The sequence below is a fragment of the Streptomyces sp. 1222.5 genome, assembly GCF_900105245.1.
GTDB classification, from domain to species: Bacteria; Actinomycetota; Actinomycetes; order Streptomycetales; family Streptomycetaceae; genus Streptomyces; species Streptomyces albidocamelliae.
This window is the reverse complement of sequence record NZ_FNSZ01000001.1, coordinates 3,038,837-3,063,233: the sequence shown is the minus strand read 5'-3', so window position 1 is coordinate 3,063,233 and position 24,397 is coordinate 3,038,837. Positions and strand designations below refer to the sequence as shown.

The 24,397-nt window shown below is 70.2% G+C and carries 22 protein-coding genes, 1 tRNA gene and 1 pseudogene; 22 read left to right on the top strand and 2 right to left on the bottom strand.

The window, feature by feature from the left end:
* Positions 1-18 precede the first annotated feature (18 nt).
* Both BLW57_RS40895 and BLW57_RS13635 read right to left on the bottom strand, forming a co-directional pair.
* Positions 19-618: a hypothetical protein gene (locus BLW57_RS40895; RefSeq protein ID WP_143051600.1), complete on the bottom strand. Its 600-nt coding sequence runs from the start codon at positions 616-618 to the stop codon at positions 19-21.
* Between the two features lie 341 nt (positions 619-959).
* Positions 960-1,031: transfer RNA gene (locus BLW57_RS13635), tRNA-Arg, on the bottom strand.
* 117 nt (positions 1,032-1,148) lie between these two features.
* Here BLW57_RS13635 and BLW57_RS13630 point away from each other — a divergent pair.
* The 22 genes and pseudogenes from BLW57_RS13630 to atpA all read left to right on the top strand — a co-directional run bounded on the left by BLW57_RS13630 (position 1,149) and on the right by atpA (position 24,382).
* Positions 1,149-1,751, top strand: a complete 603-nt coding sequence (locus BLW57_RS13630; protein ID WP_256339817.1) for a response regulator — start codon at positions 1,149-1,151, stop codon at positions 1,749-1,751.
* 226 nt (positions 1,752-1,977) lie between these two features.
* Positions 1,978-2,685, top strand: a pseudogene (gene nrtL, locus BLW57_RS43090) (ArgS-related anticodon-binding protein NrtL); the annotation flags it as partial.
* A gap of 9 nt (positions 2,686-2,694) precedes the next feature.
* Positions 2,695-3,462 carry a DALR anticodon-binding domain-containing protein gene (locus BLW57_RS13625; RefSeq protein WP_371127856.1) on the top strand — a complete coding sequence of 256 codons (768 nt, stop codon included), beginning with the start codon at positions 2,695-2,697 and terminating at the stop codon, positions 3,460-3,462.
* 54 nt (positions 3,463-3,516) lie between these two features.
* Entirely contained in the window at positions 3,517-4,908 is a 1,392-nt protein-coding gene (lysA, locus tag BLW57_RS13620) for a diaminopimelate decarboxylase (RefSeq protein WP_093474697.1), read from the top strand.
* 158 nt (positions 4,909-5,066) lie between these two features.
* Positions 5,067-6,359: a homoserine dehydrogenase gene (locus BLW57_RS13615; protein WP_073889558.1), complete on the top strand. Its 1,293-nt coding sequence runs from the start codon at positions 5,067-5,069 to the stop codon at positions 6,357-6,359.
* 6 nt (positions 6,360-6,365) lie between these two features.
* Entirely contained in the window at positions 6,366-7,424 is a 1,059-nt protein-coding gene (gene thrC / locus BLW57_RS13610) for a threonine synthase (protein WP_093474696.1), read from the top strand.
* Between the two features lie 327 nt (positions 7,425-7,751).
* Entirely contained in the window at positions 7,752-8,669 is a 918-nt protein-coding gene (thrB, locus tag BLW57_RS13605; protein ID WP_093474694.1) for a homoserine kinase, read from the top strand.
* A 426-nt stretch (positions 8,670-9,095) separates the two neighbouring features.
* Positions 9,096-11,072, top strand: a complete 1,977-nt coding sequence (gene rho, locus BLW57_RS13600) for a transcription termination factor Rho (RefSeq protein WP_093474693.1) — start codon at positions 9,096-9,098, stop codon at positions 11,070-11,072.
* Positions 11,073-11,343: 271 nt separating this feature from the next.
* Positions 11,344-12,477: an LCP family protein gene (locus BLW57_RS13595; protein WP_093474691.1), complete on the top strand. Its 1,134-nt coding sequence runs from the start codon at positions 11,344-11,346 to the stop codon at positions 12,475-12,477.
* 185 nt (positions 12,478-12,662) lie between these two features.
* Positions 12,663-12,884, top strand: a complete 222-nt coding sequence (gene rpmE, locus BLW57_RS13590) for a 50S ribosomal protein L31 (RefSeq protein ID WP_015657814.1) — start codon at positions 12,663-12,665, stop codon at positions 12,882-12,884.
* A 108-nt stretch (positions 12,885-12,992) separates the two neighbouring features.
* A complete protein-coding gene (prfA, locus tag BLW57_RS13585) occupies positions 12,993-14,060 on the top strand; it encodes a peptide chain release factor 1 (protein ID WP_093474690.1) in 1,068 nt (355 codons plus the stop codon).
* A 30-nt stretch (positions 14,061-14,090) separates the two neighbouring features.
* On the top strand, positions 14,091-14,936 hold the full coding sequence (gene prmC / locus BLW57_RS13580; protein WP_093474688.1) for a peptide chain release factor N(5)-glutamine methyltransferase: 846 nt from the start codon (positions 14,091-14,093) through the stop codon (positions 14,934-14,936).
* A 49-nt stretch (positions 14,937-14,985) separates the two neighbouring features.
* Positions 14,986-15,633 (top strand): L-threonylcarbamoyladenylate synthase, encoded by a 648-nt coding sequence (locus BLW57_RS13575; protein ID WP_093474687.1) that lies wholly within the window; start codon positions 14,986-14,988, stop codon positions 15,631-15,633.
* On the top strand, positions 15,630-16,307 hold the full coding sequence (locus tag BLW57_RS13570; RefSeq protein WP_093474685.1) for an arsenate reductase/protein-tyrosine-phosphatase family protein: 678 nt from the start codon (positions 15,630-15,632) through the stop codon (positions 16,305-16,307). The genes BLW57_RS13575 and BLW57_RS13570 overlap by 4 nt, the downstream gene beginning before the upstream one ends.
* 103 nt (positions 16,308-16,410) lie before the next feature.
* A complete protein-coding gene (glyA, locus tag BLW57_RS13565) occupies positions 16,411-17,649 on the top strand; it encodes a serine hydroxymethyltransferase (protein WP_093474684.1) in 1,239 nt (412 codons plus the stop codon).
* 162 nt (positions 17,650-17,811) lie between these two features.
* The gene (locus BLW57_RS13560) at positions 17,812-19,134 is read left to right on the top strand and encodes an MraY family glycosyltransferase (RefSeq protein WP_093474682.1); all 1,323 of its coding nucleotides are present in this window, start codon (positions 17,812-17,814) and stop codon (positions 19,132-19,134) included.
* Between the two features lie 302 nt (positions 19,135-19,436).
* The gene (locus tag BLW57_RS13555; protein ID WP_093474681.1) at positions 19,437-19,889 is read left to right on the top strand and encodes a Cg1360 family ATP-synthase-associated protein; all 453 of its coding nucleotides are present in this window, start codon (positions 19,437-19,439) and stop codon (positions 19,887-19,889) included.
* 225 nt (positions 19,890-20,114) lie between these two features.
* A complete protein-coding gene (gene atpB / locus BLW57_RS13550) occupies positions 20,115-20,936 on the top strand; it encodes a F0F1 ATP synthase subunit A (RefSeq protein ID WP_093474679.1) in 822 nt (273 codons plus the stop codon).
* A 75-nt stretch (positions 20,937-21,011) separates the two neighbouring features.
* A complete protein-coding gene (locus BLW57_RS13545) occupies positions 21,012-21,254 on the top strand; it encodes an ATP synthase subunit c family protein (protein WP_093474678.1) in 243 nt (80 codons plus the stop codon).
* A gap of 41 nt (positions 21,255-21,295) precedes the next feature.
* Complete coding sequence (locus BLW57_RS13540) at positions 21,296-21,838, top strand: F0F1 ATP synthase subunit B (RefSeq protein ID WP_093474676.1); 543 nt, start codon at positions 21,296-21,298, stop codon at positions 21,836-21,838.
* Positions 21,835-22,650, top strand: a complete 816-nt coding sequence (locus BLW57_RS13535) for a F0F1 ATP synthase subunit delta (RefSeq protein ID WP_093474675.1) — start codon at positions 21,835-21,837, stop codon at positions 22,648-22,650. Before BLW57_RS13540 ends, BLW57_RS13535 begins: the two co-directional genes overlap by 4 nt.
* Positions 22,651-22,789: 139 nt before the next feature.
* A complete protein-coding gene (gene atpA, locus BLW57_RS13530) occupies positions 22,790-24,382 on the top strand; it encodes a F0F1 ATP synthase subunit alpha (RefSeq protein ID WP_093474674.1) in 1,593 nt (530 codons plus the stop codon).
* Positions 24,383-24,397 lie beyond the last annotated feature (15 nt).

Here is a 24,397-nt window from a genome sequence, read left to right as displayed (position 1 = left end):
TTGGTGTCAGCCCTATGGTCAAGAATCGTGCGTTGCCAATCCGCCCTCGGGGCTGTACCAGTCGGGAAGTGTTTGAGTGGTTCCCACCTCGAGGCGCATGAGCGCCCGTACATGCCCCTGCTGCGGGATGATTGAGTCCAGGAGGCCGATGACCTGGTTGAGTCTCGTTCGACGAGCGGGTGAGTCCGACTCGCCCGCCGCTTTCATCAGGTACCTATAGGCGGTCGTGAGCCGGTCATTCACTCGGCTCTCAAGCTCAAGTACTGCATCGCTCGCCACCAGCTGGGCTTCCGCGCGTGTGTCTCGTTGTGCCCGCCGAGCGTTACCTACTTCCGCCGCTTCCGCCTCGGCGGACCCCGATTTGAGCGCATAGGCGTACGCCAGCATTACGTCTCTGTAATGACGATCGTGGGCGTTCAACTGAACGTAGCAGTTCCGGAGCTGATCGATCTTGCGCTGATCCGCAGAAGCCTGCTGCTCTGCGAGGCGGATCCCTTTCTCTTCCTCCAGTCTCCGTAACTCAGCACGATGAGCTAGTACTTGAGTGACCACTGCCGAAGCGAGCGTGCCGCCCACGCCTACGACCGCGATGATCACAGAGATGATTGCGCCGGACATCCCCACCCCCTGGCACTCACCTGAGTTCCCTTGATGCGCAGACCGTAGCGAACGCCCCCCACGCCTCATGCCATTCCGCGGCGATCATCGAGGAGCCTGGTGTTGGCCTGGCGCTGCCGGCCACCCTCGGTCAGGGGTGTCTGTCGCCCGGCCTCTCAGCCGGCCCGAGGGCTCACGCTTCCGTTGGTTCTGACCTGGGCAGACGCCCCAAGATCCTGTCCACGAATAGTCCACAGGCCCCGACATACGCCCGCTCCGGGCGACACACGCCTGCACATACGCGAAGACCCCGGCCTCAGCGTTTCCGCTGGTGACGGGGTCTTTGGGCACCTCATGCTGGGTGCCCCCGGCAGGATTCGAACCTGCGCACACGGCTCCGGAGGCCGTTGCTCTATCCCCTGAGCTACGGGGGCGTGTCGGCTGCTGAGCTGCTCGCTCGCGGCGACGGGTAGAACACTAGCAGGTCCGCGGGGGTGATCAGGAATCCGTTTCGACGGGTCGGTGGAGGCGGTCCCCTGTACGGGGTGGAAGTGGGCAAAACCCGGACGCGGTGGCCGGAGCGGACCTACTCTCGAGTTGTGCCAGGCGTGTCGGGTCGGGTGCTTGTTGTGGACGACAACAAGGTCATCCGGCAGCTGATCAGGGTCAACCTTGAGCTGGAAGGGCTCGAGGTCGTGACCGCGGCCGATGGTGCCGAGTGTCTGGACGTGGTGCATCAGGTACGCCCCGACCTCGTGACCCTCGACGTCGTCATGCCCCGCCTCGACGGGCTGCGCACCGCCGCTCGGCTCCGTGCCGACCCCCGTACCCACCACCTTCCCCTCGCCATCATCAGCGCCTGCACGCAGTACGAGGTCGAGACCGGCCTCGACGTCGGCGTGGACGCGTTTCTCGCCAAGCCCTTCGAACCCGCCGAGCTCGTACGCCTCGTCAAGGACTTGATCGGGCGCCGTGACGGGCATCAGCAGAACGGGCAGGGGCGGGAAGGACACAGGCGTCACGGTCAGGGAGGGGCCGGTCCCGAGGCGGAAGCCGGCAGCGGCGGGGACGATGACGGCGGTGCTGATTCCGACGGCAACGGTGTGAGCCGTGACGTCGACGGTGTCCCGGACGAAGTTACCTTCGGCGGTTAGAGCATCTGTCGCCGTCGCCGTCGCCGTTGGTTTGCGTGCATCGTTTCCAGTCGGCGGTTCCCGCATCGGGGGACGAGCCGCGCGGGCCTGGTGAACGAGAGACCCCCTCTGCCGCCTCCGTGGAAGGCCGCAGGTCACACGCCCCCATCGCCCGCGCCGCGACCCGTACCGTCCGCAGGTTGAGCCGCCTCGCCTACCCACCCCCCTCCTCCCCTACGCTTGTCCCGTGACCCCCGTCGAGCTCTCCCGCACCGTGTTGCACGCGGTGCGTCGTGCCGTCGACGGCGGCGAGCTGGACGTGACCGTGCCCGAGCGTGCCCTGGTGACCGAGCCGGGGCCCGGCGGGTGCGGGGACTTCGCCACCAACATCGCCCTGCAGCTCGCCCGGTCGGCCGGGCAGCCCCCGCGGCGCGTGGCCGAGATCCTGCGGCCCCATCTCGCCGGCGCCGACGGTGTCCGGGACGTCGTCGTCACCGGGCCCGGCTTCCTCAACATCAGCCTCGACGACCAGGCCGACGTCCTCACCGCCCTCGTGCGGGAGATCCGGTCCCGCGGTACCGAGTACGGGCACGGTGACGCCCTCGCCGGGGAGGTCGTGGCGCTCCGGGTGCCGTACGAGGTGCGAGCCGAGGTCGTCGCCGACGCGGTCGTACGGATCGTCGCCACCCAGGGCGGACGGGCCACCGTCGAGCACGGCGAGCCCGTCAATCTGCGACCGGTGCCGGCCCCCGAGGACCCCGCGCCGCTCGGTCCCGACGCCGCCCAGTGGGCCCTCCTCCACCCCGCAGCCCACGACCGGCCCCGCATCACCGCCGATCACCTGGTCCAGCGCGAGAGCAACCCCCTCTTCCGCGTCCGGTACGCCCACGCCCGGATCCGCTCCCTCAGCCGCAACGCCGCCCGCCTCGGCTTCACCGCCGAGCCGGGCCCGCTTCAGAAGCCGATGGGTCAGGAGCCGACGGGTCAGGAGCCGACGGGTCAGGAGCCGACGGGGCAAGAGCCGACGGGCCACGGTGACGCCCGCTTCGGTCACGGTGCCCGGCGGCCGGTCGGCGGTCCCCTCGACCCCGCGGCCGACGCCGATCGTGCGATCAACCTCCGCCCCGCGGCCATCACCCGCCCCGCCGTCTCCCCGCACACCGGCGCCCCCGTCGACACCGACACCGACACCGACGCCCAAGGCGCCGCCGCTCCCGCCATCGCCGCCGAGTCCGCCCCCGCCCTGGCGCCGACGGCCCGCGACGACGACCACATCGGTCTCGGTGCCCAGTCGTACGCCGGTCCCGCCGACTCTCCGGCCGACACCCGCCCCGCGGCCTACGCCGATCCCGCAGCCGACGCCGGTCCCGCGGCCAACCCCGGCCCGGTGGCCGACCCCCGCCCCGCCGTCCCCCCGCACCCCGACGCCCAAGGCAACCCCCACCCCCACCCCCAGCGCACCCCCACCCTCCCCACCCCCCTCCAAACCCCCCTGGCCGACCACCCCCGCATCCTCGCCGTGGCCGCCACCCATCGCGCCCCGGATCGGCTTGCCCGGCATCTCGTCACCGTCGCCGATGCCGTGCTGCCGTTTCTGCCCTGTGTGCTTCCCCGTGGTGAGGAGAAACCCTCGGCCGCCCACCGGGCCCGGCTGGCTCTCGCCGAAGCCGCCGGGACGGTGCTGGCCGGCGGCCTCTCCCTGCTCGGCATCGACGCACCCGAACACCTCTGAGGGCCGGTGAAGACATGAGCCCCGGAGAGATACAGAGAGTCTGAGAGTCACGTCATGAGCCGTTCCGCGCACCCCGCCGGGCCCCGCCACGCCGACGTCCTTCCCGAGGGGCACTACTCCGCGCCGCCCGCCGATCTCAACGTCCTCGACCGCAAGGTGTGGGCCCAGACGGTCACGCGCGGCGCCGACGGCGTCGTCAGCGTCGGCGGGATCGACGTCAACCGGCTCGCCGAGGAGTTCGGCACCCCCGCGTACATCCTCGACGAGGCCGATTTCCGGGCCCGGGCCCGCGCCTGGCGCACCGCCTTCGGGACCGACGCCGACGTCTTCTACGCCGGGAAGGCCTTCCTCTCGCGTGCCGTCGTGCGCTGGCTGAACGAGGAGGGCCTGAACCTGGACGTGTGCTCCGGCGGCGAGCTGGCCACCGCCCTGTCCGCCGGCATGCCCGCCGACCGGATCGCCTTCCACGGCAACAACAAGTCGGTCGCGGAGATCACGCGGGCCGTCGAGGCCGGAGTGGGGCGCATCGTCCTCGACTCCTTCCAGGAGATCGTGCGGGTCGCCCATGTCGCGCAGTCCCTCGGAAAGCGGCAGAAGGTCCAGATCCGGATCACCGTCGGCGTCGAGGCGCACACGCACGAGTTCATCGCCACCGCGCACGAGGACCAGAAGTTCGGCATTCCGCTCGCCGGCGGCCAGGCCGCGGAGGCGGTGCGGCGGGCGCTGCAGCTGGACGGGCTCGAACTGATCGGCATCCACTCCCACATCGGCTCGCAGATCTTCGACATGTCCGGGTTCGAGGTCGCCGCCCACCGGGTCGTCGGGCTGCTGAAGGCCATCCGCGACGAGCACGGCGTCGAACTGCCGGAGATCGACCTCGGTGGCGGCCTCGGCATCGCCTACACCAGCGACGACGACCCCCGGGAGCCGCACGAGATCGCCAAGGCGCTCACGGAGATCGTCGGCCGGGAGTGCGAGGCCGCCCGGCTGCGCACGCCCCGGATCTCCGTCGAGCCCGGTCGTGCCGTCGTCGGGCCGACCGCGTTCACGCTGTACGAGGTCGGCACGGTCAAGCCGCTGGAGGGGCTGCGGACGTACGTCTCCGTCGACGGCGGCATGTCCGACAACATCCGGACCGCGCTGTACGACGCCGAGTACAGCGTCGCCCTGGTCTCGCGCACCTCGGACGCCGAGCCGATGCTCGTGCGTGTCGTCGGCAAGCACTGCGAGAGCGGGGACATCGTGGTCAAGGACGCGTTCCTGCCGGCCGACCTGGCACCGGGTGACCTGATCGCCCTGCCGGCCACCGGCGCGTACTGCCGGTCCATGGCGAGCAACTACAACCACGTGCTCCGGCCGCCCGTGATCGCCGTGAAGGACGGCGAGGCCCGGGTGATCGTGCGGCGCGAGACGGAGGACGACCTCCTGCGTCTCGACGTCGGGTGACGGCGACCGGGGCCGGTCGTACTCGGGGGCGGAAGATCTACGGTCTGCCGCCCCCGCACAAATGAAATAGATGTCTCACGATCCGGACGAAGGGTAGAAACTCCCGTCCGGTGAGTGAGACTGGACCAACCGTAGACGGTATGAGGAAACGAGGTCGGATGATGCGTACGCGTCCGCTGAAGGTGGCGCTGCTGGGCTGTGGAGTGGTCGGCTCAGAGGTGGCGCGCATCATGACGACGCACGCCGACGACCTCGCCCAGCGGATCGGCGCCCCGGTCGAGCTCGCCGGGGTGGCCGTGCGGCGCCCGAGCAGGGTGCGTGAGGGCATCGACCCGGCACTCGTGACCACCGACGCCACCGCCCTCGTCAAACGCGGGGACATCGACGTGGTGGTCGAGGTCATCGGCGGCATCGAGCCCGCCCGGTCCCTGATCACCACCGCCTTCGAGCACGGCGCGTCGGTCGTGTCCGCCAACAAGGCCCTGCTCGCCCAGGACGGCGCCGCCCTGCACGCGGCCGCCGACGAGCACGGTCGGGACCTCTACTACGAGGCGGCCGTCGCCGGTGCCATCCCGCTGATCCGCCCGCTGCGCGAGTCGCTCGCCGGGGACAAGGTCAACCGGGTGCTCGGCATCGTCAACGGCACGACCAACTTCATCCTCGACGCGATGGACTCCACCGGGGCCGGGTACCAGGAGGCCCTCGACGAGGCCACCGCCCTCGGGTACGCCGAGGCCGACCCGACCGCCGACGTCGAGGGCTTCGACGCCGCCGCCAAGGCCGCCATCCTCGCCGGGATCGCCTTCCACACCCGCGTGCGTCTCGACGACGTCTACCGCGAGGGCATGACCGAGGTCACCGCCGCCGACTTCCGCTCGGCCAAGGAGATGGGCTGCACCATCAAGCTGCTCGCCATCTGCGAGCGCTCCAAGGACGGTGCGTCGGTCACCGCGCGCGTGCACCCCGCGATGATCCCGCTGAGCCACCCGCTCGCCTCCGTGCGCGGCGCGTACAACGCCGTCTTCGTGGAGTCCGACGCGGCCGGCCAGCTGATGTTCTACGGTCCCGGCGCCGGCGGCGCCCCGACCGCCTCCGCCGTGCTCGGCGACCTCGTCGCCGTGTGCCGCAACCGACTCAACGGCGCAACGGGGCCCGGTGAGTCGGCGTACGCAGCTCTGCCGGTCTCGCCCATGGGCGAGGTCGTCACGCGCTACCACATCAGCCTGGACGTCGCGGACAAACCGGGTGTACTGGCCCAGGTCGCGACCGTGTTCGCCGAACACGGGGTGTCCATCGATACGGTTCGCCAGCAGGGCAAGGACGGCGAGGCCTCCCTCGTCGTCGTCACCCACCGCGCGTCCGACGCCTCCCTCACCGGGACCGTCGGGGCGCTGCGCAAGCTCGACACCGTGCGGGGTGTCGCCAGCATCATGCGGGTTGAAGGAGAGTAACCAGCAATGACCCACCAGTGGCGCGGAATCATCGAGGAGTACCGGGACAGGCTGCCGGTATCCGACACCACGCCGGTCGTGACGCTCCGCGAGGGCGGCACGCCCCTCGTGCCCGCGCAGGTGCTCTCCGAGCGCACGGGCTGTGAGGTCCACCTGAAGGTGGAGGGGGCCAACCCCACCGGCTCCTTCAAGGACCGCGGCATGACCATGGCCATCAGCAAGGCCAAGGAGGAGGGGGCGAAGGCCGTCATCTGCGCCTCCACCGGCAACACCTCCGCCAGCGCGGCCGCGTACGGCGTCCGGGCCGGCATGGTCTCCGCCGTGCTCGTGCCGCAGGGCAAGATCGCCCTCGGCAAGATGGGCCAGGCCCTCGTGCACGGCGCGAAGATCCTCCAGGTCGACGGCAACTTCGACGACTGCCTCACCCTCGCCCGCGCCCTGAGCGAGAACTACCCCGTGGCGCTGGTGAATTCGGTCAACCCGGTGCGGATCGAGGGCCAGAAGACGGCCGCCTTCGAGATCGTGGACATGCTCGGCGACGCGCCCGACATCCACGTCCTGCCGGTCGGCAACGCCGGCAACATCACGGCCTACTGGAAGGGCTACACGGAGTACGCCGCCGACGGCGTCTCCACGAGGACCCCGCGCATGTGGGGCTTCCAGGCGTCCGGCAGCGCCCCGATCGTGCGCGGCGAGGTCGTCAAGGACCCCTCGACCATCGCCACCGCGATCCGTATCGGCAACCCCGCCTCCTGGAACCTCGCCCTCGCCGCCCGCGACGAGTCCGGTGGCCTCATCGACGAGGTGACGGACCGTGAAATCCTGCGCGCCTACCGTCTGTTGGCCGCGCAGGAGGGCGTCTTCGTGGAGCCCGCCTCCGCCGCCTCCGTGGCCGGTCTGCTGAAGGCCGCCGAGCAGGGCAGGGTCGACCCGGGCCAGCGCATCGTGTGCACCGTCACCGGCAACGGCCTGAAGGACCCCGACTGGGCCGTCGCCGGCGCGCCGCAGCCGGTCACCGTCCCGGTCGACGCGGCCACCGCGGCCGAGCGCCTCGGCCTGGCCTGAACGCACGGGTCCCGGGCCCCCGGCAAGGGGCCCGGGACCTTGCCACCGGCAAGAACCGGGGGCCCTCCGTGCCGGGGTGCACGAGGGGCTTCCGACACGCATCGTGCGCCTCCCGTGCGCCCTATGTCGCCACAGAACCTTCCTTCGATAGGCTGTACCGAACCCGCCCACCGCATATGCCCCCGCGTGTGGCACGGCACCGCGTCGTCTCCGCGGCCCGACGGGTCTTCGTACGTCATCGGATGTCCACCGAACATCGGTCGAATGTCCATCGAGTCCCTCGAGCGTCATTCGACCGTCACGCAGCTCAAGGAGAGTCAACGAGCGATGGCCGGTCCAGCGTTCCGCGCCGCCGCCGTCCGGGTGCGCGTTCCCGCCACCAGCGCCAACCTCGGTCCGGGCTTCGACGCCCTGGGCCTCGCGCTGGGGCTCTACGACGACGTGGTCGTCCGGGTGGCCGACTCCGGGCTGCACATCGACATCGCGGGTGAGGGCGGCGAGACCCTGCCGCGGGACGAGAGCCACCTGCTCGTCCGCTCCCTGCGCACCGCCTTCGATCTGCTGGGCGGCCAGCCGCGCGGCCTGGAGATCGTCTGCGCCAACCGCATCCCGCACGGCCGCGGCCTCGGCTCCTCCTCCGCCGCCATCTGCGCCGGAATCGTCGCCGCCCGCGCGGTGACCATAGGCGGCGAGGCCCGTCTGGACGACGCGGCGCTGCTGGAACTGGCCACGGAGATCGAGGGCCACCCCGACAACGTGGCGGCCTGTCTGCTCGGCGGTTTCACCCTGTCCTGGATGGAGGCCGGGGCCGCCCGGGCCATCAGGATGGACCCAAGCGATTCCATCGTTCCGGTGGTTTTCGTGCCCGGAAAGCCGGTCCTGACGGAGACCGCGCGCGGCCTGCTGCCGCGCTCCGTGCCGCACGTGGACGCCGCCGCCAACGCGGGCCGTGCCGCCCTGCTCGTCGAGGCCCTCACCCGGCGCCCCGAGCTGCTGCTGCCCGCCACCGAGGACCGCCTGCACCAGGAGTACCGCGCCCCCGCCATGCCGGAGAGCGCGGCGCTCGTGGAGCGGCTGCGGGCCGACGGCATCCCGGCCGTGATCTCGGGTGCCGGGCCCACCGTCATGGCACTCGCCGACGTCGGTACCGCCGACAAGGTGGAGGCCCTGGCCGGCACCGAATGGGCCGCCAACCGGCTGAGCCTGGACGTCGAGGGAGCGAGCGTGCTGCCGCTTGCGACCTGACACACGGTTGCCGGATATGGAGAGGGGGAATGTTTGTTGGATCCGGTAGTGTTAATCTCAAGTCTGCACCCGACCCCACCATGGCGAGGTGCCTCGTGTCCCCGTCCGGGACAGACATTCTTCCGGGAGCCTCCCGAGCCACTCCGTGTCCCTTGCGCCGTACCTGGGCAGTACGTCGTATGCGGGCACTGAGCGGGCCAACGGTGGGGGTAACCCCTCTGGGGGAGCTCCGGAATCGGTGCGACCACGCCTCGTGACACTGGGTGCCACGACTGCGGGAAGCGCCATCACCAGCAAATTTTCCTCTTCCGCCGCTTTGGCGGACCACCGCCCCGGCACGGTTCACGGAAGACGGGACCGTAGCCGGACAGCACAACCGGTCGCCGAGCCAGACAGGCCGACGTCCGCTCCAGGGAAGGACCCTTCGTGAGCGACACCACCGATCTGATGGGCGCACGTGTCGAGGAGACCGCTGCCGCGCCCGCCACGGACGCCTCCGCGCCTGCCACCGGTGCCGGCTCCCGGCGGCGCCGCGGTACCGGCCTCGAGGGCATGGTGCTGGCCGAGCTGCAGCAGGTCGCATCCGGCCTCGGTATCAGGGGCACCGCGCGCATGCGCAAGAGCCAGCTGATCGAGGTCATCAAGGAGGCGCAGGCCGGTGGGGGCGCTCCGGCCGCCAAGGCCGAGACCGCCACCGAGACCAAGCCCAAGCGCCGGGCCACCTCCAAGGCCCGTACGGGTGAGGACGCGGAGAAGAAGGCCGAGGCGAAGAGCGAGGCCGCCGCCGAGAAGGCCGTGGCCCAGCAGCAGATCGAGATCCCGGGCCAGCCGGCTTCCGAGGACGCGCCCAGCGAGCGCCGTCGTCGCCGCGCCACCGCCGACGCGGGCAGCCCCGCCGCGGGCGGCGCCGAGACCATCGCCGCGGACGCGAAGACCGAGACCAAGGCCGAGGCGCCCGCGCAGCAGCAGGGCGAGGCCAAGGGCGACGCCGGTGACGGCGAGGGCCGTGGCCGCCGCGACCGCCGTGAGCGTGGCCGGGACCGCGACCGCGACGGCCGCCGCAGCAAGGGCGACGACCAGCAGGGTCAGGGCGGCCAGGGCCGGCAGCAGGGCCAGCAGCAGGGCGGCGGCCGCCAGGACCGGCAGCAGCAGGACGACGACGACTTCGAGGGCGGCCGCCGTGGCCGTCGGGGCCGCTACCGCGACCGCCGTGGCCGTCGCGGCCGCGACGACATCGCCCCCGAGCCGCAGCTCGCCGAGGACGACGTCCTGATCCCCGTCGCGGGCATCCTGGACATCCTCGACAACTACGCGTTCATCCGGACCTCCGGCTACCTGCCGGGCCCGAACGACGTGTACGTCTCCCTCGCCCAGGTCCGCAAGAACGGCCTGCGCAAGGGTGACCACATCACCGGTGCGGTCCGCCAGCCCAAGGAGGGCGAGCGCCGCGAGAAGTTCAACGCGCTGGTCCGCCTGGACTCCGTCAATGGCATGGCGCCCGAACACGGCCGCGGCCGCCCGGAGTTCAACAAGCTGACTCCGCTCTACCCGCAGGACCGCCTCCGCCTGGAGACGGACCCGGGCGTGCTGACCACCCGCATCATCGACCTCGTGTCGCCGATCGGTAAGGGCCAGCGCGGTCTGATCGTGGCCCCGCCGAAGACCGGTAAGACCATGATCATGCAGGCGGTCGCCAACGCGATCACGCACAACAACCCCGAGTGCCACCTGATGGTCGTCCTCGTCGACGAGCGTCCGGAAGAGGTCACCGACATGCAGCGGTCGGTGAAGGGCGAGGTCATCTCCTCGACCTTCGACCGTCCGGCCGAGGACCACACCACGGTCGCCGAGCTCGCCATCGAGCGCGCCAAGCGCCTGGTGGAGCTGGGTCACGACGTGGTCGTGCTGCTCGACTCCATCACGCGTCTGGGCCGTGCCTACAACCTGGCGGCGCCGGCCTCCGGCCGCATCCTGTCCGGTGGTGTCGACTCGACCGCCCTGTACCCGCCGAAGCGCTTCTTCGGTGCGGCCCGCAACATCGAGGACGGCGGCTCGCTGACGATCCTCGCCACCGCCCTGGTGGACACCGGGTCCCGCATGGACGAGGTGATCTTCGAGGAGTTCAAGGGCACCGGCAACATGGAGCTCAAGCTCGACCGGAAGCTCGCCGACAAGCGCATCTTCCCCGCGGTGGACGTCGACGCGTCCGGCACCCGTAAGGAAGAGATCCTGCTCGGCAACGAGGAGCTGGCGGTCGTCTGGAAGCTCCGCCGCGTCCTGCACGCGCTGGACCAGCAGCAGGCGATCGAGCTGCTTCTCGACAAGATGAAGCAGACCAAGTCGAACGTCGAGTTCCTGATGCAGATCCAGAAGACGACGCCGACCCCGGGCAACGGGGACTGACCGTCCTCCGCCGAGATCTGTACCACAGGGATCCCGGCCGGTACCGACGCCGGGCGCTCCGCCCGGCCGGGTCGAAGACGCAGGTGAGCGGGGTGTGACCCCGCCCAGGCAGTGACACGGAGTGCCCATCGCCGTAGGCGGTGGGCACTCTGCGTTGTGCAACCCTTTCCCGAGTTTCTCCGTCTGACCGGGCGGAGCGACGATGGTGCGGTGACGACCACGCCTGACCCTGAACGCAGGGGGTAACCGACCGACGAGACCTAGGAGCGATGTGTCCGCCGAGAGCACGCCGGAGCCCGGCATACCGGAGCCGGACCAGACCGGCCCCAGCCGCCGCGGCAGGGGCCGCCGTCGCAAGACCCGCAGCACGAGCCGCAAGGCCCTGCTCGTCACGGCCTGGACGGCCGCGGGCGTGGTCGTGCTGGCCGGCACCGGCTTCGGGTACGTCTACTTCAAGCTCAACGGCAACCTGAAGAGCGTCGACATCAACCAGGCCCTCGGCAACGACCGGCCCACGAAGATCGACAACGGCTCGCAGAACATCCTGGTCCTCGGCTCGGACACCCGCGCCGGCAAGAACAAGAAGCTCGGCGGCGGCACCGACGACGGCAGCGCCCGCTCCGACACGGCGATGATCGTCCACGTCTACCAGGGCCACAAGCGGGCCAGCGTGGTCTCCGTCCCCCGGGACACCCTGATCGACCGCCCCGCGTGCACCGACACCAAGGGCGCCGAGCACCCCGCCGCGAACGGCGTGATGTTCAACGAGTCGTACTCCACCGGCGGCGCGGCCTGCGCGGTGAAGACCGTCGAGTCGATCACCGGCATCCGCATGGACCACTACCTGGAGGTCGACTTCGAGGGCTTCCAGAAGCTCATCGACGACCTCGGCGGGGTCGAGGTCACCACGACGAAGAACATCGCCGACCCGCAGAGCCACCTGCACCTCAAGGCCGGCCCGCACACCCTCACCGGACAGCAGGCCCTCGGCCTGGTCCGCACCCGGCACGGCGTCGGCGACGGCTCCGACCTGGGCCGCATCCAGCTCCAGCAGGCGTTCGTCAAGGCACTGATCGACCAGGTCAAGCACGTCGGCGTCTTCTCGAACCCGAAGAAGCTGTACGACCTCGCCGACACCGCCACCAAGGCCGTCACCACCGACTCCGATCTCGGCTCGGTCAACTCCCTCATGGACTTCGCGGGCGGCCTCAAGGGCATCAGCTCGTCCCACATGAAGATGGTGACGATGCCGGTGCAGTACGACCCGGCCGACCCCAACCGGGTCGTGCTGGAGAAGGCGAAGGCCCAGCAGGTCTGGGACGCCCTGAGGAACGACCGGCCCATCCCGAAGTCCGCCACCGAGGGGACGGCGACCGGCGAGGCCAAGGGCGTCCTCAGCGGCTGAACGGCGACGGCGCTCCCGGCGGCCGGGGACCGCGGACAGCGCCGCCCCCACGCCCAGGAATAGAACAACCGCACCCCCGGTTTGGGTGGATGGCCCCAGTCCTGGCAGACTGGTACGTCGGCTCCGGTTCACGTCCCCGCATCCCGCGGCGGCGACCCGGCGCCCTCCCGAATCTAGGAGACACCTTGAAGCGCGACATCCACCCCGAGTACGTCGAGACGCAGGTCAGCTGCACCTGTGGCGCGTCGTTCACCACCCGTAGCACCATCGAGTCCGGCACCATCCGGGCCGAGGTCTGCTCCGAGTGCCACCCGTTCTACACGGGCAAGCAGAAGATCCTCGACACCGGTGGCCGTGTGGCCCGCTTCGAGGCCCGCTTCGGCAAGGCTGCCGGCTCCAAGAAGTAGCGAGCCCCATTTCGCCGGTCCACGGTCGCGCCCTTCTCGGGGGTGTGCCCGGGACCGGCGTTTTTGGTCGCCCGCCCTTCCCTTTCATCGCAGTACAGGAGCCGAAAGATGTTCGAGGCCGTCGAGGAACTCGTCGCCGAGCACGCCGATCTGGAGCAGAAGCTCGCCGATCCGTCGGTCCACGCCGACCAGGCGAACGCGCGCAAGCTGAACAAGCGCTACGCCGAGCTCACCCCGATCGTCGCCACGTACCGCTCCTGGAAGCAGTCCGGCGACGACATCGAGACCGCGCGCGAGTTCGCCGCCGACGACCCCGACTTCGCGGCCGAGGTCAAGGACCTGGAGAAGCAGCGCGAGGGACTGACCGAGAAGCTGCGGCTGCTGCTGGTCCCGCGCGACCCGAGTGACGACAAGGACGTCATTCTGGAGATCAAGGCGGGTGCCGGCGGCGACGAGTCGGCCCTCTTCGCCGGCGACCTGCTGCGCATGTACCTGCGCTACGCCGAGCGCATCGGCTGGAAGACCGAGATCATCGACGCCACCGAGTCCGAGCTCGGCGGCTACAAGGACGTCCAGGTCGCGGTGAAGGCCCGAGGGCACATCGAGCCCGGCCAGGGCGTGTGGGCGCGGCTGAAGTACGAGGGCGGGGTGCACCGCGTGCAGCGCGTGCCGGCCACCGAGTCCCAGGGCCGTATCCACACCTCCGCCGCCGGTGTGCTCGTCACCCCGGAGGCCGAGGAGGTGGACGTCGAGATCAACGCGAACGACCTGCGGATCGACGTCTACCGGTCCTCCGGCCCGGGCGGCCAGTCCGTGAACACCACCGACTCCGCGGTGCGCATCACGCACCTGCCCACCGGAGTGGTGGCCTCCTGCCAGAACGAGAAGAGCCAGCTGCAGAACAAGGAGCAGGCGATGCGTATCCTGCGCTCCAGGCTGCTCGCGGCGGCGCAGGAGGAGGCGGAGCGGGAGGCGGCCGACGCCCGCCGCAGCCAGGTCCGCACCGTCGACCGTTCCGAGAAGATCCGCACCTACAACTTCCCGGAGAACCGCATCTCCGACCACCGCGTCGGCTTCAAGGCCTACAACCTGGACCAGGTCCTGGACGGCGACCTCGGCGCGGTGATCCAGGCCTGTGTCGACGCCGACTCGGCGGCGAAGCTCGCGGCCGCGTAAGGCACCTACGAGTACTTCCGGAGGACTTGCGTGAACCTGCTGCTCGCGGAGGTGGCCCAGGCCACCCAGCGGCTGGCCGACGCCGGCGTGCCCTCGCCGCGCACCGACGCGGAGGAGCTCGCCGCGTTCGTGCACGGTGTGAAGCGCGGCGAACTGCACTCCGTGAAGGATTCGGACTTCGACGCCCGGTACTGGGAGGTCATCGCCCGGCGCGAGCAGCGCGAGCCGCTGCAGCACATCACCGGGCGGGCCTACTTCCGGTACCTGGAACTCCAGGTCGGACCGGGCGTCTTCGTGCCCCGGCCCGAGACCGAGTCCGTGGTCGGCTGGGCCATAGACGCCGTGCGCGCCATGGACGTGGTCGAGCCCTGCATCGTCGACCTGTGCACCGGCTCCGGCGCCATCGCGCTCGCCCTCGCCCAGGAGGTCCCGCGCTCGCGGGTGCACGCCGTGGAGCTGTCCGAGGAAGCCCTGGTGTGGACCCGCAAGAACATGGCGGGCTCCCGGGTCGACCTGCGGCAGGGTGACGCGCTGACCGCGTTCCCCGACCTCGACGGCCAGGTCGACCTCGTCATCTCCAACCCGCCGTACATCCCGCTCACCGAGTGGGAGTACGTCGCCCCGGAGGCCCGCGACTACGACCCGGAGCTGGCGCTCTTCTCCGGCGAGGACGGCCTCCACCTGATCCGCGGCATCGAGCGCACCGCGCACCGGCTGCTGCGCCCGGGCGGTGTCGTCGTCATCGAGCACGCCGACACCCAGGGCGGCCAGGTGCCGTGGATCTTCACCGAGGAGCGGGGCTGGGCCGACGCGGCCGATCACCCCGACCTCAACAAGCGTCCCCGGTTCGCGACCGCCCGCAAGGCGCTGCCGTGAGCACCCCGAACTTCACCCCGCAGTACGTGTACGAGGAGGCCCGCTAGACATGGCACGGCGATACGACACCAATGACGCGACCGACCGCGTGACGGGTCTGCGCGAGGCCGCGTCCGCCGTCCGCCGGGGCGAGCTGGTGGTGCTGCCGACCGACACGGTGTACGGCATCGGCGCCGACGCGTTCTCCTCCGAGGCCGTCGCCGACCTGCTCGCCGCCAAGGGCCGGGGCCGCAACATGCCCACCCCCGTCCTCATCGGCTCCCCGAACACGCTGCACGGCCTCGTCACGGACTTCTCCGAGCTGGCCTGGGAGCTCGTCGACGCCTTCTGGCCGGGTGCCCTGACGCTGGTCGCCCGGCACCAGCCGTCCCTCCAGTGGGACCTCGGCGACACCCGTGGCACGGTCGCCGTGCGCATGCCGCTGCACCCGGTCGCCATCGAGCTGCTCAACGAGGTCGGCCCCATGGCCGTGTCCTCCGCGAACCTCACGGGCCACCCGGCGCCGGAGAACTGCGACGCCGCCCAGGAGATGCTCGCCGACTCCGTCTCCGTCTACCTCGACGGCGGCCCGACCCCGGGGAACATCCCGTCGTCCATCGTGGACGTCTCCCGCGAGGTGCCGCTGCTGCTGCGCGAGGGCGCCATCTCCCCGGACGAGCTGCGCAAGGTCGTACCCGACCTCGAGGTGGCGAATTGACGGCCCCTGAAGCGGGGCGTGGCATAGGCACCGGGCAGCGTGCGGCGGAGGAGACGACGACCTTCGGCTTTCCGCACGACACCTTCCGCATCCTCCACGTCAGCACCGGCAACGTGTGCCGATCACCCATCACCGAGCGGCTGACCCGCCACTTCGTCATGGAGCGGCTCGGCGTGCTCGGCGGCGGGCTGATCGTGGAGAGCGCGGGCACCTGGGGCCACGAGGGCGCGCCCATGGAGGCCAACGCGGAGGCCGTGCTCGCCGAGTTCGGCGCGGACGCCGCCGGCTTCACCGGCCGGGAGCTGCTGGACGAGCACGTCATCATGGCCGACCTCGTGCTGACCGCCACCCGCGACCACCGCGCCCAGGTCATCTCCATGGGTCACTCGGCGGGCCTGCGTACCTTCACCCTGAAGGAGTTCACCCGCCTGGTCCGCGCGATAGACCCGACGACGCTGCCGCCCCTGGAGGACGGCGTGGTCATGCGGGCCCGTGCGCTGGTCCGCGCGGCCGCCGCGCTGCGCGGCTGGCTGCTGGCCCCGACCGCGGAGGCGGACGAGGTCTACGACCCGTACGGCGCCCCGCTCCCCTTCTTCCGGTCGATCGGCGACGAGATACACCAGGCGCTGGACCCGGTCGTCACGGCGCTGACCGGAGTACCGGCGCGGGCGTAGGCGGCGGGGGCCCCGGCCCCCCGTGCGGCCCATCACCGGGCGCCTCCCGCACGCGCGGGCCTACATTGGGGGGTACGTCACCCTCGACCGCCCGGAGCCCGTCATGTCGGTTCCCACCCTGCACGAGACCGATGTCCTGCGCCGGCAGGACCCCGAACTCGCCGACATCCTGCTCGGGGAGCTCGCCCGGCAGTCGACGACGCTCCAGCTGATCGCCGCCGAGAACTTCACCTCGCCCGCCGTGCTCGCCGCCCTCGGCTCCCCGCTCGCCAACAAGTACGCCGAGGGCTATCCGGGCGCCCGCCACCACGGCGGCTGCGAACTCGTCGACGTCGCCGAGCGTCTCGCCGTCGACCGGGCCAAGGCGCTCTTCGGCGCCGAGCACGCCAACGTCCAGTCCCACTCCGGCTCTTCGGCCGTCCTGGCCGCCTACGCGGCCCTGCTGCGCCCCGGTGACACCGTCCTCGCCCTCGGCCTGCCCCACGGCGGCCACCTCACCCACGGCTCACCGGCGAACTTCTCCGGCCGCTGGTTCGACTTCGTCGGCTACGGCGTCGACGCCGAGACGGGTCTCCTCGACCACGACCAGGTGCGCCACCTGGCCCGCAACCACCGGCCCAAGGCCATCGTCTGCGGTTCCATCGCCTACCCCCGCCACTTCGACCACGCCTTCTTCCGGGAGGTCGCCGACGAGGTCGGCGCGTATCTCATCGTGGACGCGGCGCACCCGATCGGCCTGGTCGCCGGGGGAGCGGCGCCGAACCCGGTGCCGTACGCGGACATCGTGTGCGCGACGACCCACAAGGTGCTGCGCGGGCCGCGCGGCGGGATGATCCTGTGCGGCGCCGAGCTGGCCGAGCGCGTCGACCGGGCCGTGTTCCCGTTCACACAGGGCGGTGCCCAGATGCACACCATCGCCGCCAAGGCGGTCGCCTTCGGCGAGGCGGCGACGCCGGCGTTCGGCGCGTACGCCCATCAGGTGGTCGCCAACGCACGGGTGCTCGCCGGCCACCTGGCCGCCGAGGGGCTCGCCGTCACCACCGGCGGCACCGACACCCACCTCATCACCGCGGACCCGGCCCCGCTCGGCGTGGACGGGCGCACCGCGCGCGGCCGGCTCCTCGCGGCCGGTCTGGTGCTGGACTGCTGTGCTCTTCCCCACGGCGACGGCCGCGGGCTGCGGCTGGGCACGGCCGCGGTGACCACGCAGGGCATGGGGGAGCCGGAGATGGTGCGGATCGCGGCCCTGCTCGGTTCGGTGCTGCGCGGCGGTACGGAGCCGGCCGGGGCGCGGGAGGCGGTGCGCGAGCTGACCGCCGCGTTCCCGCCGTATCCCGGTTGAGCGGGGGTAGGCGACCGTCTGTACATGTCCGATGTGTCCGGTTGCGGAGCGTGACGCACAGCCGCCCGTGCAACCATCGTCGCTACCCGGAAGTCTCCATCCGTAAGCGTCCGTCGCTAGGGTGTGGGGCTGTGATGGCCAGCGAGACCTGTGGGGAAGCCCGTGCGTGAATACCTGCTGACGCTCTGCGTCACGGCCGCGGTGACGTATCTGCTGACAGGGCCGGTACGGAAGTTCGCGATCGTGGCCGGGGCGATGCCGGAGATCCGGGCCCGTGACGTGCACCGGGAACCCACTCCCCGGCTCGGCGGGATCGCCATGTTCTTCGGGCTCTGCGCGGGCCTGCTGGTCGCCGACCACCTGACCAACCTCAACGAGGTCTTCGTCAAGTCCAACGAGCCGCGGGCGCTGCTCTCCGGAGCCGCGCTGATCTGGCTGATCGGCGTCCTGGACGACAAGTTCGAGATCGACGCCCTGATCAAGCTGGGCGGCCAGATGATCGCGGCCGGCGTGATGGTCATGCAGGGTCTGACGATCCTGTGGCTGCCCATCCCCAGTGTCGGCACGGTCGCGCTGACCCAGTGGCAGGGCACCCTGCTGACGGTGGCGCTGGTCGTCATCACCATCAACGCGGTGAACTTCGTGGACGGCCTGGACGGGCTGGCCGCGGGCATGGTGTGCATCGCCGCCGCCGCGTTCTTCATGTACACGTACCGCATCTGGTACTCGTACGGCATCGAGGCCGCCGCCCCGGCGACGCTGTTCGCCGCCATCCTGATGGGCATGTGCCTGGGCTTCCTGCCGCACAACATGCATCCGGCGCGCATCTTCATGGGCGACTCGGGGTCGATGCTGATCGGGCTGGTGCTGGCCGCGGGTGCGATCTCCGTCACGGGACAGGTCGACCCGGACAACCTCGGCTTCGGCGCCTCCGAGCGCAGCACCGTGCACCAGATGGTGCCGGTCTACATCCCGCTGCTGATGCCGCTCACGATCATCGCCGTGCCGGCCGCGGACCTGGTCCTGGCGATCGTCCGGCGCACCTGGCGCGGCCAGTCCCCGTTCGCCGCGGACCGGGGTCATCTGCACCACCGCCTGCTGGAGATCGGCCACTCGCACAGCCGGGCCGTGCTGATCATGTACTTCTGGTCGGCGCTGATCGGCTTCGGGGCGCTGGCGTACTCGGTCAACTCGGCGTCGATGTGGATCGTGCTGGGTGTGGTCTTCCTGAGCGCCGTGGGCCTGGTCCTGCTGCTGCTCCCGCGGTTCACGCCCCGCGTGCCGGCCTGGGCCCAGCGGTTCGTGCCCCCGCGCTACCGGAGGCGGCGTGGCGCGGACGAGGCGGCCGTCCTCGCGGACCCCGCCGCGCAGGCGGCCGTGGAGCCCGCGGAGCCCGGTGACCGGGCCCCCGTCACGGCGGGTGTCTCGGGCGTCAACGGGGCTACGGCGATCGGCCCCCGTTCGCGTTTCCTCGACCGCGGCTGAGCCGGCCAAGGTAAGAATCTGACTAGAGCATTGCCAAGTCGTGGGGGAGCAAAGTCTCCCAATACCAGACAAGTGGGCGCGGTTCTTGCACAGACGCGCACGGTCACTCTCATGTGTGACAGCAAGCACACCCAGCAGGTAAAGACCTCATCAAATAGTTTGTGATACGGTTCACGAGAACCCCGGATAGAGCCGAAGGACCCAGTGCGATGGTCCATCGGAGTGAGGTCTCGACCCCCTCGGCCCGGGACTACGCTCGTCCATGACGACACCTGCCCCCCTGTGAAAGCGGAGTTGCCGCCATGCCGTCCAATGACGTCCGGATCCTGGCCCAGGCCGCCGTGCCCACGGTTGCCGTCGGCGCGATTGCCGCCGCCGTCAGCGGTGTGGTCGCGGGCGGCAAGGGGGCGATCGGGGCTGTCGTCGCGACGGTGATCGTCCTGCTGTTCATGGGTCTCGGTCTCTACGTCCTGCAGCGCACCGCCAAATCGCTTCCGCACCTGTTCCAGGCCATGGGACTGATGCTCTACGCGGCGCAGATCCTGCTGCTGTTCGTCTTCGTGGCGGCCTTCAAGCACACCACGCTGTTCAATCCCCGGGCTTTCGCGCTCACGCTCGTCGCCGGCACCCTCACGTGGATCGCCGCGCAGACGCGTGCGCACATGAAGTCCAAGATCCTTTACGTCGAACCGGATTCGTCCTCGGACGCCTCCTCCCGCGATGAAAAGTCCCACAAGTCGGGGCACTCGTCGTGAGGGGTAGGGCCGGGATAAAGACGCGTGAGAGATCCTGCTATCGTCCGGTGCCAACTGCGGCATCGCGGGCGCGGGCATCCGAGCTGACGCCTGCTCAATCGCGAGGCGAGATGCCCCCCAGCCGCCCCCACATCCGTAACACCAGTCCCGTGCCGAACCGCGGCCTCGCGCCGCGCCGACACAACGAGGTTGCCGTACCTATGCGCCACGCTGAAGGAGCCCGCGGTGAGTGCTGACCCGACGCAGGTGCTCGCCTTCGAGACCGACTGCCACATCTTCGACGGCTGTGGATTCCCGGCTCCTGGCCTGCACTCGTTCCTGTTCAAGCCCCTCTGGGGCGACGCCGACAGCAACGTGTACTTCAACAAGACGATGCTGCTGGCGCTGCTCGGCTCGATCATCATCGTCGGCTTCTTCTGGGCGGCCTTCCGCAAGCCCAAGGTCGTCCCGGGCAAGCTCCAGATGGTCGCCGAGACCGGCTACGACTTCATCCGGCGCGGTGTCGTCTACGAGACGATCGGAAAGAAGGAGGGCGAGAAGTACGTACCGCTGGTCGTCTCGCTGTTCTTCTTCATCTGGATGATGAACCTGTGGTCGATCGTCCCGCTCGCCCAGTTCCCGGTGACGTCGATCATCTCGTACCCGCTCGTCCTGGCGCTGATCGTCTACGTCCTGTGGATCTCGCTGACGTTCAAGCGCCACGGCTTCGTCGGCTTCTTCAAGAACGTCACCGGGTACGACAAGTCGCTGGGCGCGGTGCTGCCGCTGGCCATGACCATCGAGTTCTTCTCGAACCTGCTGGTGCGGCCCTTCACCCACGCGGTGCGACTCTTCGCGAACATGTTCGCGGGCCACACCCTGCTGCTGCTCTTCACGATCGCCAGCTGGTACCTGCTGAACGGCATCGGCATCGCCTACGCCGGCGTCAGCTTCATCATGACGATCGTGATGACGGCCTTCGAGCTCTTCATCCAGGCACTGCAGGCGTACGTCTTCGTCCTCCTGACGTGCACCTACATCCAGGGCGCCCTCGCCGAGCACCACTGAGTGCCGCCCAGCCCCACCCCCTGATCGTCCGGTGGCCAACCCCCACCGGTCCGTAAAGAAGAAGGAAGAATCGGCATGTCCGCTCTCCAGACCCTTGCTGCCGACGGCGTCCACGGCTCCCTCGGTTCCATCGGCTACGGCCTCGCCGCCATCGGCCCCGGCGTCGGCGTCGGCATCATCTTCGGTAACGGCACCCAGGCTCTGGCCCGTCAGCCCGAAGCTGCCGGCCTGATCCGTGCCAACCAGATCCTCGGCTTCGCCTTCTGTGAGGCGCTCGCCCTCATCGGCCTGGTCATGCCGTTCGTCTACGGCACCTGATCAGCCGATCAGCGACAGCCCCCTAGACGAAAGGCACTGACATGAGCCAGCTGCTCATTCTGGCGGCCGAGGAGGAAAACCCCCTCATCCCGCCGATCCCCGAGCTCGTCATCGGCCTGCTCGCCTTCGTCATCGTCTTCGGCTTCCTCGCCTGGAAGCTCCTTCCGAACATCAACAAGGTTCTGGAGCAGCGCCGCGAGGCCATCGAGGGCGGTATCGAGAAGGCCGAGGCCGCGCAGACCGAGGCCCAGAGCGTGCTTGAGCAGTACAAGGCTCAGCTCGCCGAGGCCCGGCACGAGGCCGCGCGCCTGCGTCAGGAGGCGCAGGAGCAGGGCGCCACGCTCATCGCCGAGATGCGCGCGGAAGGCCAGCGGCAGCGTGAGGAGATCGTCGCCGCCGGTCACGCGCAGATCGACGCCGACCGCAAGGCCGCTTCTTCCGCGCTGCGTCAGGACGTCGGCAAGCTCGCCACCGACCTGGCCGGCAAGCTCGTCGGTGAGTCCCTCGAGGACCACGCCCGGCAGAGCCGTGTGATCGACCGCTTCCTCGACGAGCTCGAGGAGAAGGCCGAGGCCACGCGATGAACGGAGCGAGCCGCGAGGCCCTGGCAGCCGCACGTGAGCGTCTCGACGCGCTGACGGACTCCACGTCCGTGGACGCCGCTCAGCTCGCCGAAGAGCTGGCGGCCGTCACCGCGCTGCTCGACCGCGAGGCCGGCCTTCGCCGGGTCCTCACCGACCCGGCGAAGCCCGGAGAGGCGAAGGCCGAGCTGGTCCGGCGCCTGATCGGCGGCCAGGTCAGCGGCACCGCCGCCGACCTGCTGTCCGGGATGGCCCGCGCCCGCTGGTCGCAGTCCCGCGACCTGGTGGACGCGCTGGAGGAGCTGGCGAACATCGCCGACCTCACCGCCGCGGAGAAGACGGGCACGCTCGACGACGTCGAGGACGAGCTGTTCCGGTTCGGCCGGATCGTCTCCTCCAACACCGAGCTGCGCGCCGCGCTGACCGACCGCGCCGCCGGCGGCCAGGCCAAGACCGAGCTGCTGCACCGACTCCTCGGCGGCCGGGCCAAGCCCGCCACCGAGCGTCTGGTCGTCCGCCTCGTGACCGCGCCGCGTGGACGTAGCCTGGAGGCGGGACTGGAGTCCCTGTCCAAGCTCGCCGCGGAGCGCCGGGACCGCATGGTCGCCGTCGTCACCTCGGCGGTGCCGCTGAGCGACGGGCAGAAGCAGCGCCTCGGCGCCGCCCTGACCAAGCTCTACGGGCGTCGGATGCACCTCAACCTCGACGTGGACCCCGAGGTCCTCGGCGGGATCCGGGTGCAGGTCGGTGACGAGGTCATCAACGGCTCCCTGGCGGACCGGCTGGACGAGGCCGCCCGCCGCATGGCGAGCTAGCAGCAACTCGACATCTCGAGAACGCAGTACGTAATTACGGCCCTGGTTGGGCCGTGCAGAGGATTCACCTCTTTCAGGGGGGAGTCCCCATCCCCCCCAAGTGAAACTTCGGGCCCAACAAGGAGAGCAGGGAACCCAGATGGCGGAGCTCACGATCCGGCCGGAGGAGATCCGGGACGCGCTGGAGAACTTTGTCCAGTCGTACAAGCCGGACGCGGCCTCGCGCGAGGAGGTCGGTACGGTCACCCTTGCCGGCGACGGCATCGCGAAGGTCGAGGGCCTGCCCTCGGCCATGGCCAACGAACTGCTGAAGTTCGAGGACGGCACCCTCGGCCTCGCCCTCAACCTCGAGGAGCGCGAGATCGGTGCCATCGTCCTCGGTGAGTTCAGCGGCATCGAGGAGGGTCAGCCGGTGCACCGCACCGGTGAGGTCCTCTCCGTCGCGGTCGGCGAGGGCTACCTCGGCCGCGTCGTCGACCCGCTCGGCAACCCGATCGACGGCCTCGGCGAGATCGAGACGTCCGGCCGCCGCGCCCTCGAGCTGCAGGCCCCCACGGTCATGCAGCGCAAGTCGGTGCACGAGCCGATGGAGACGGGCTACAAGGCCGTCGACGCGATGACCCCCGTCGGCCGTGGTCAGCGTCAGCTGATCATCGGTGACCGCCAGACCGGCAAGACCGCCCTGGCCGTCGACACGATCATCAACCAGCGCGACAACTGGCGCTCGGGCGACCCGAAGAAGCAGGTCCGCTGCATCTACGTCGCCATCGGCCAGAAGGGCTCCACCATCGCCGGCGTGCGCCGCGCGCTGGAGGAGAACGGCGCCCTGGAGTACACGACCATCGTCGCCGCCCCGGCGTCCGACCCGGCCGGCTTCAAGTACCTGGCGCCGTACACCGGTTCGGCCATCGGTCAGCAGTGGATGTACGAGGGCAAGCACGTCCTCATCATCTTCGACGACCTGTCGAAGCAGGCCGACGCCTACCGCGCCGTGTCGCTGCTGCTGCGCCGCCCGCCGGGCCGCGAGGCCTACCCGGGTGACGTCTTCTACCTGCACTCCCGTCTGCTGGAGCGCTGCGCCAAGCTCTCCGACGACATGGGTGCCGGTTCGATGACCGGTCTGCCGATCGTCGAGACCAAGGCCAACGACGTCTCGGCCTTCATCCCGACCAACGTCATCTCCATCACCGACGGCCAGTGCTTCCTGGAGTCGGACCTGTTCAACGCCGGTCAGCGCCCCGCGCTGAACGTCGGTATCTCCGTCTCCCGAGTCGGTGGTTCCGCGCAGCACAAGGCGATGAAGCAGGTCTCCGGCCGCCTTCGTGTGGACCTCGCCCAGTTCCGTGAGCTGGAGGCGTTCGCCGCCTTCGGTTCCGACCTGGACGCGGCCTCGAAGTCGCAGCTGGAGCGCGGTCAGCGCATGGTCGAGCTGCTGAAGCAGGACCAGTACCAGCCGATGTCGACCGAGGACCAGGTCGTCTCCGTCTGGGCCGGCACCACCGGCCGGATGGACGAGGTGCCCGTCGCCGACATCCGCCGCTTCGAGAAGGAGCTGCTGGAGTACCTGCACCGCAAGGAGCAGGGCCTCATGACCTCCATCCGCGAGGGCGGCAAGATGTCCGACGACACCCTGACGGCCATCGCCGACGCGATCGCGGACTTCAAGAAGCAGTTCGAGACCTCGGACGGCAAGCTGCTCGGCGAGGACACTCCGGCCGCTGCCGCCAAGTGACGTAAGGAAGGGACC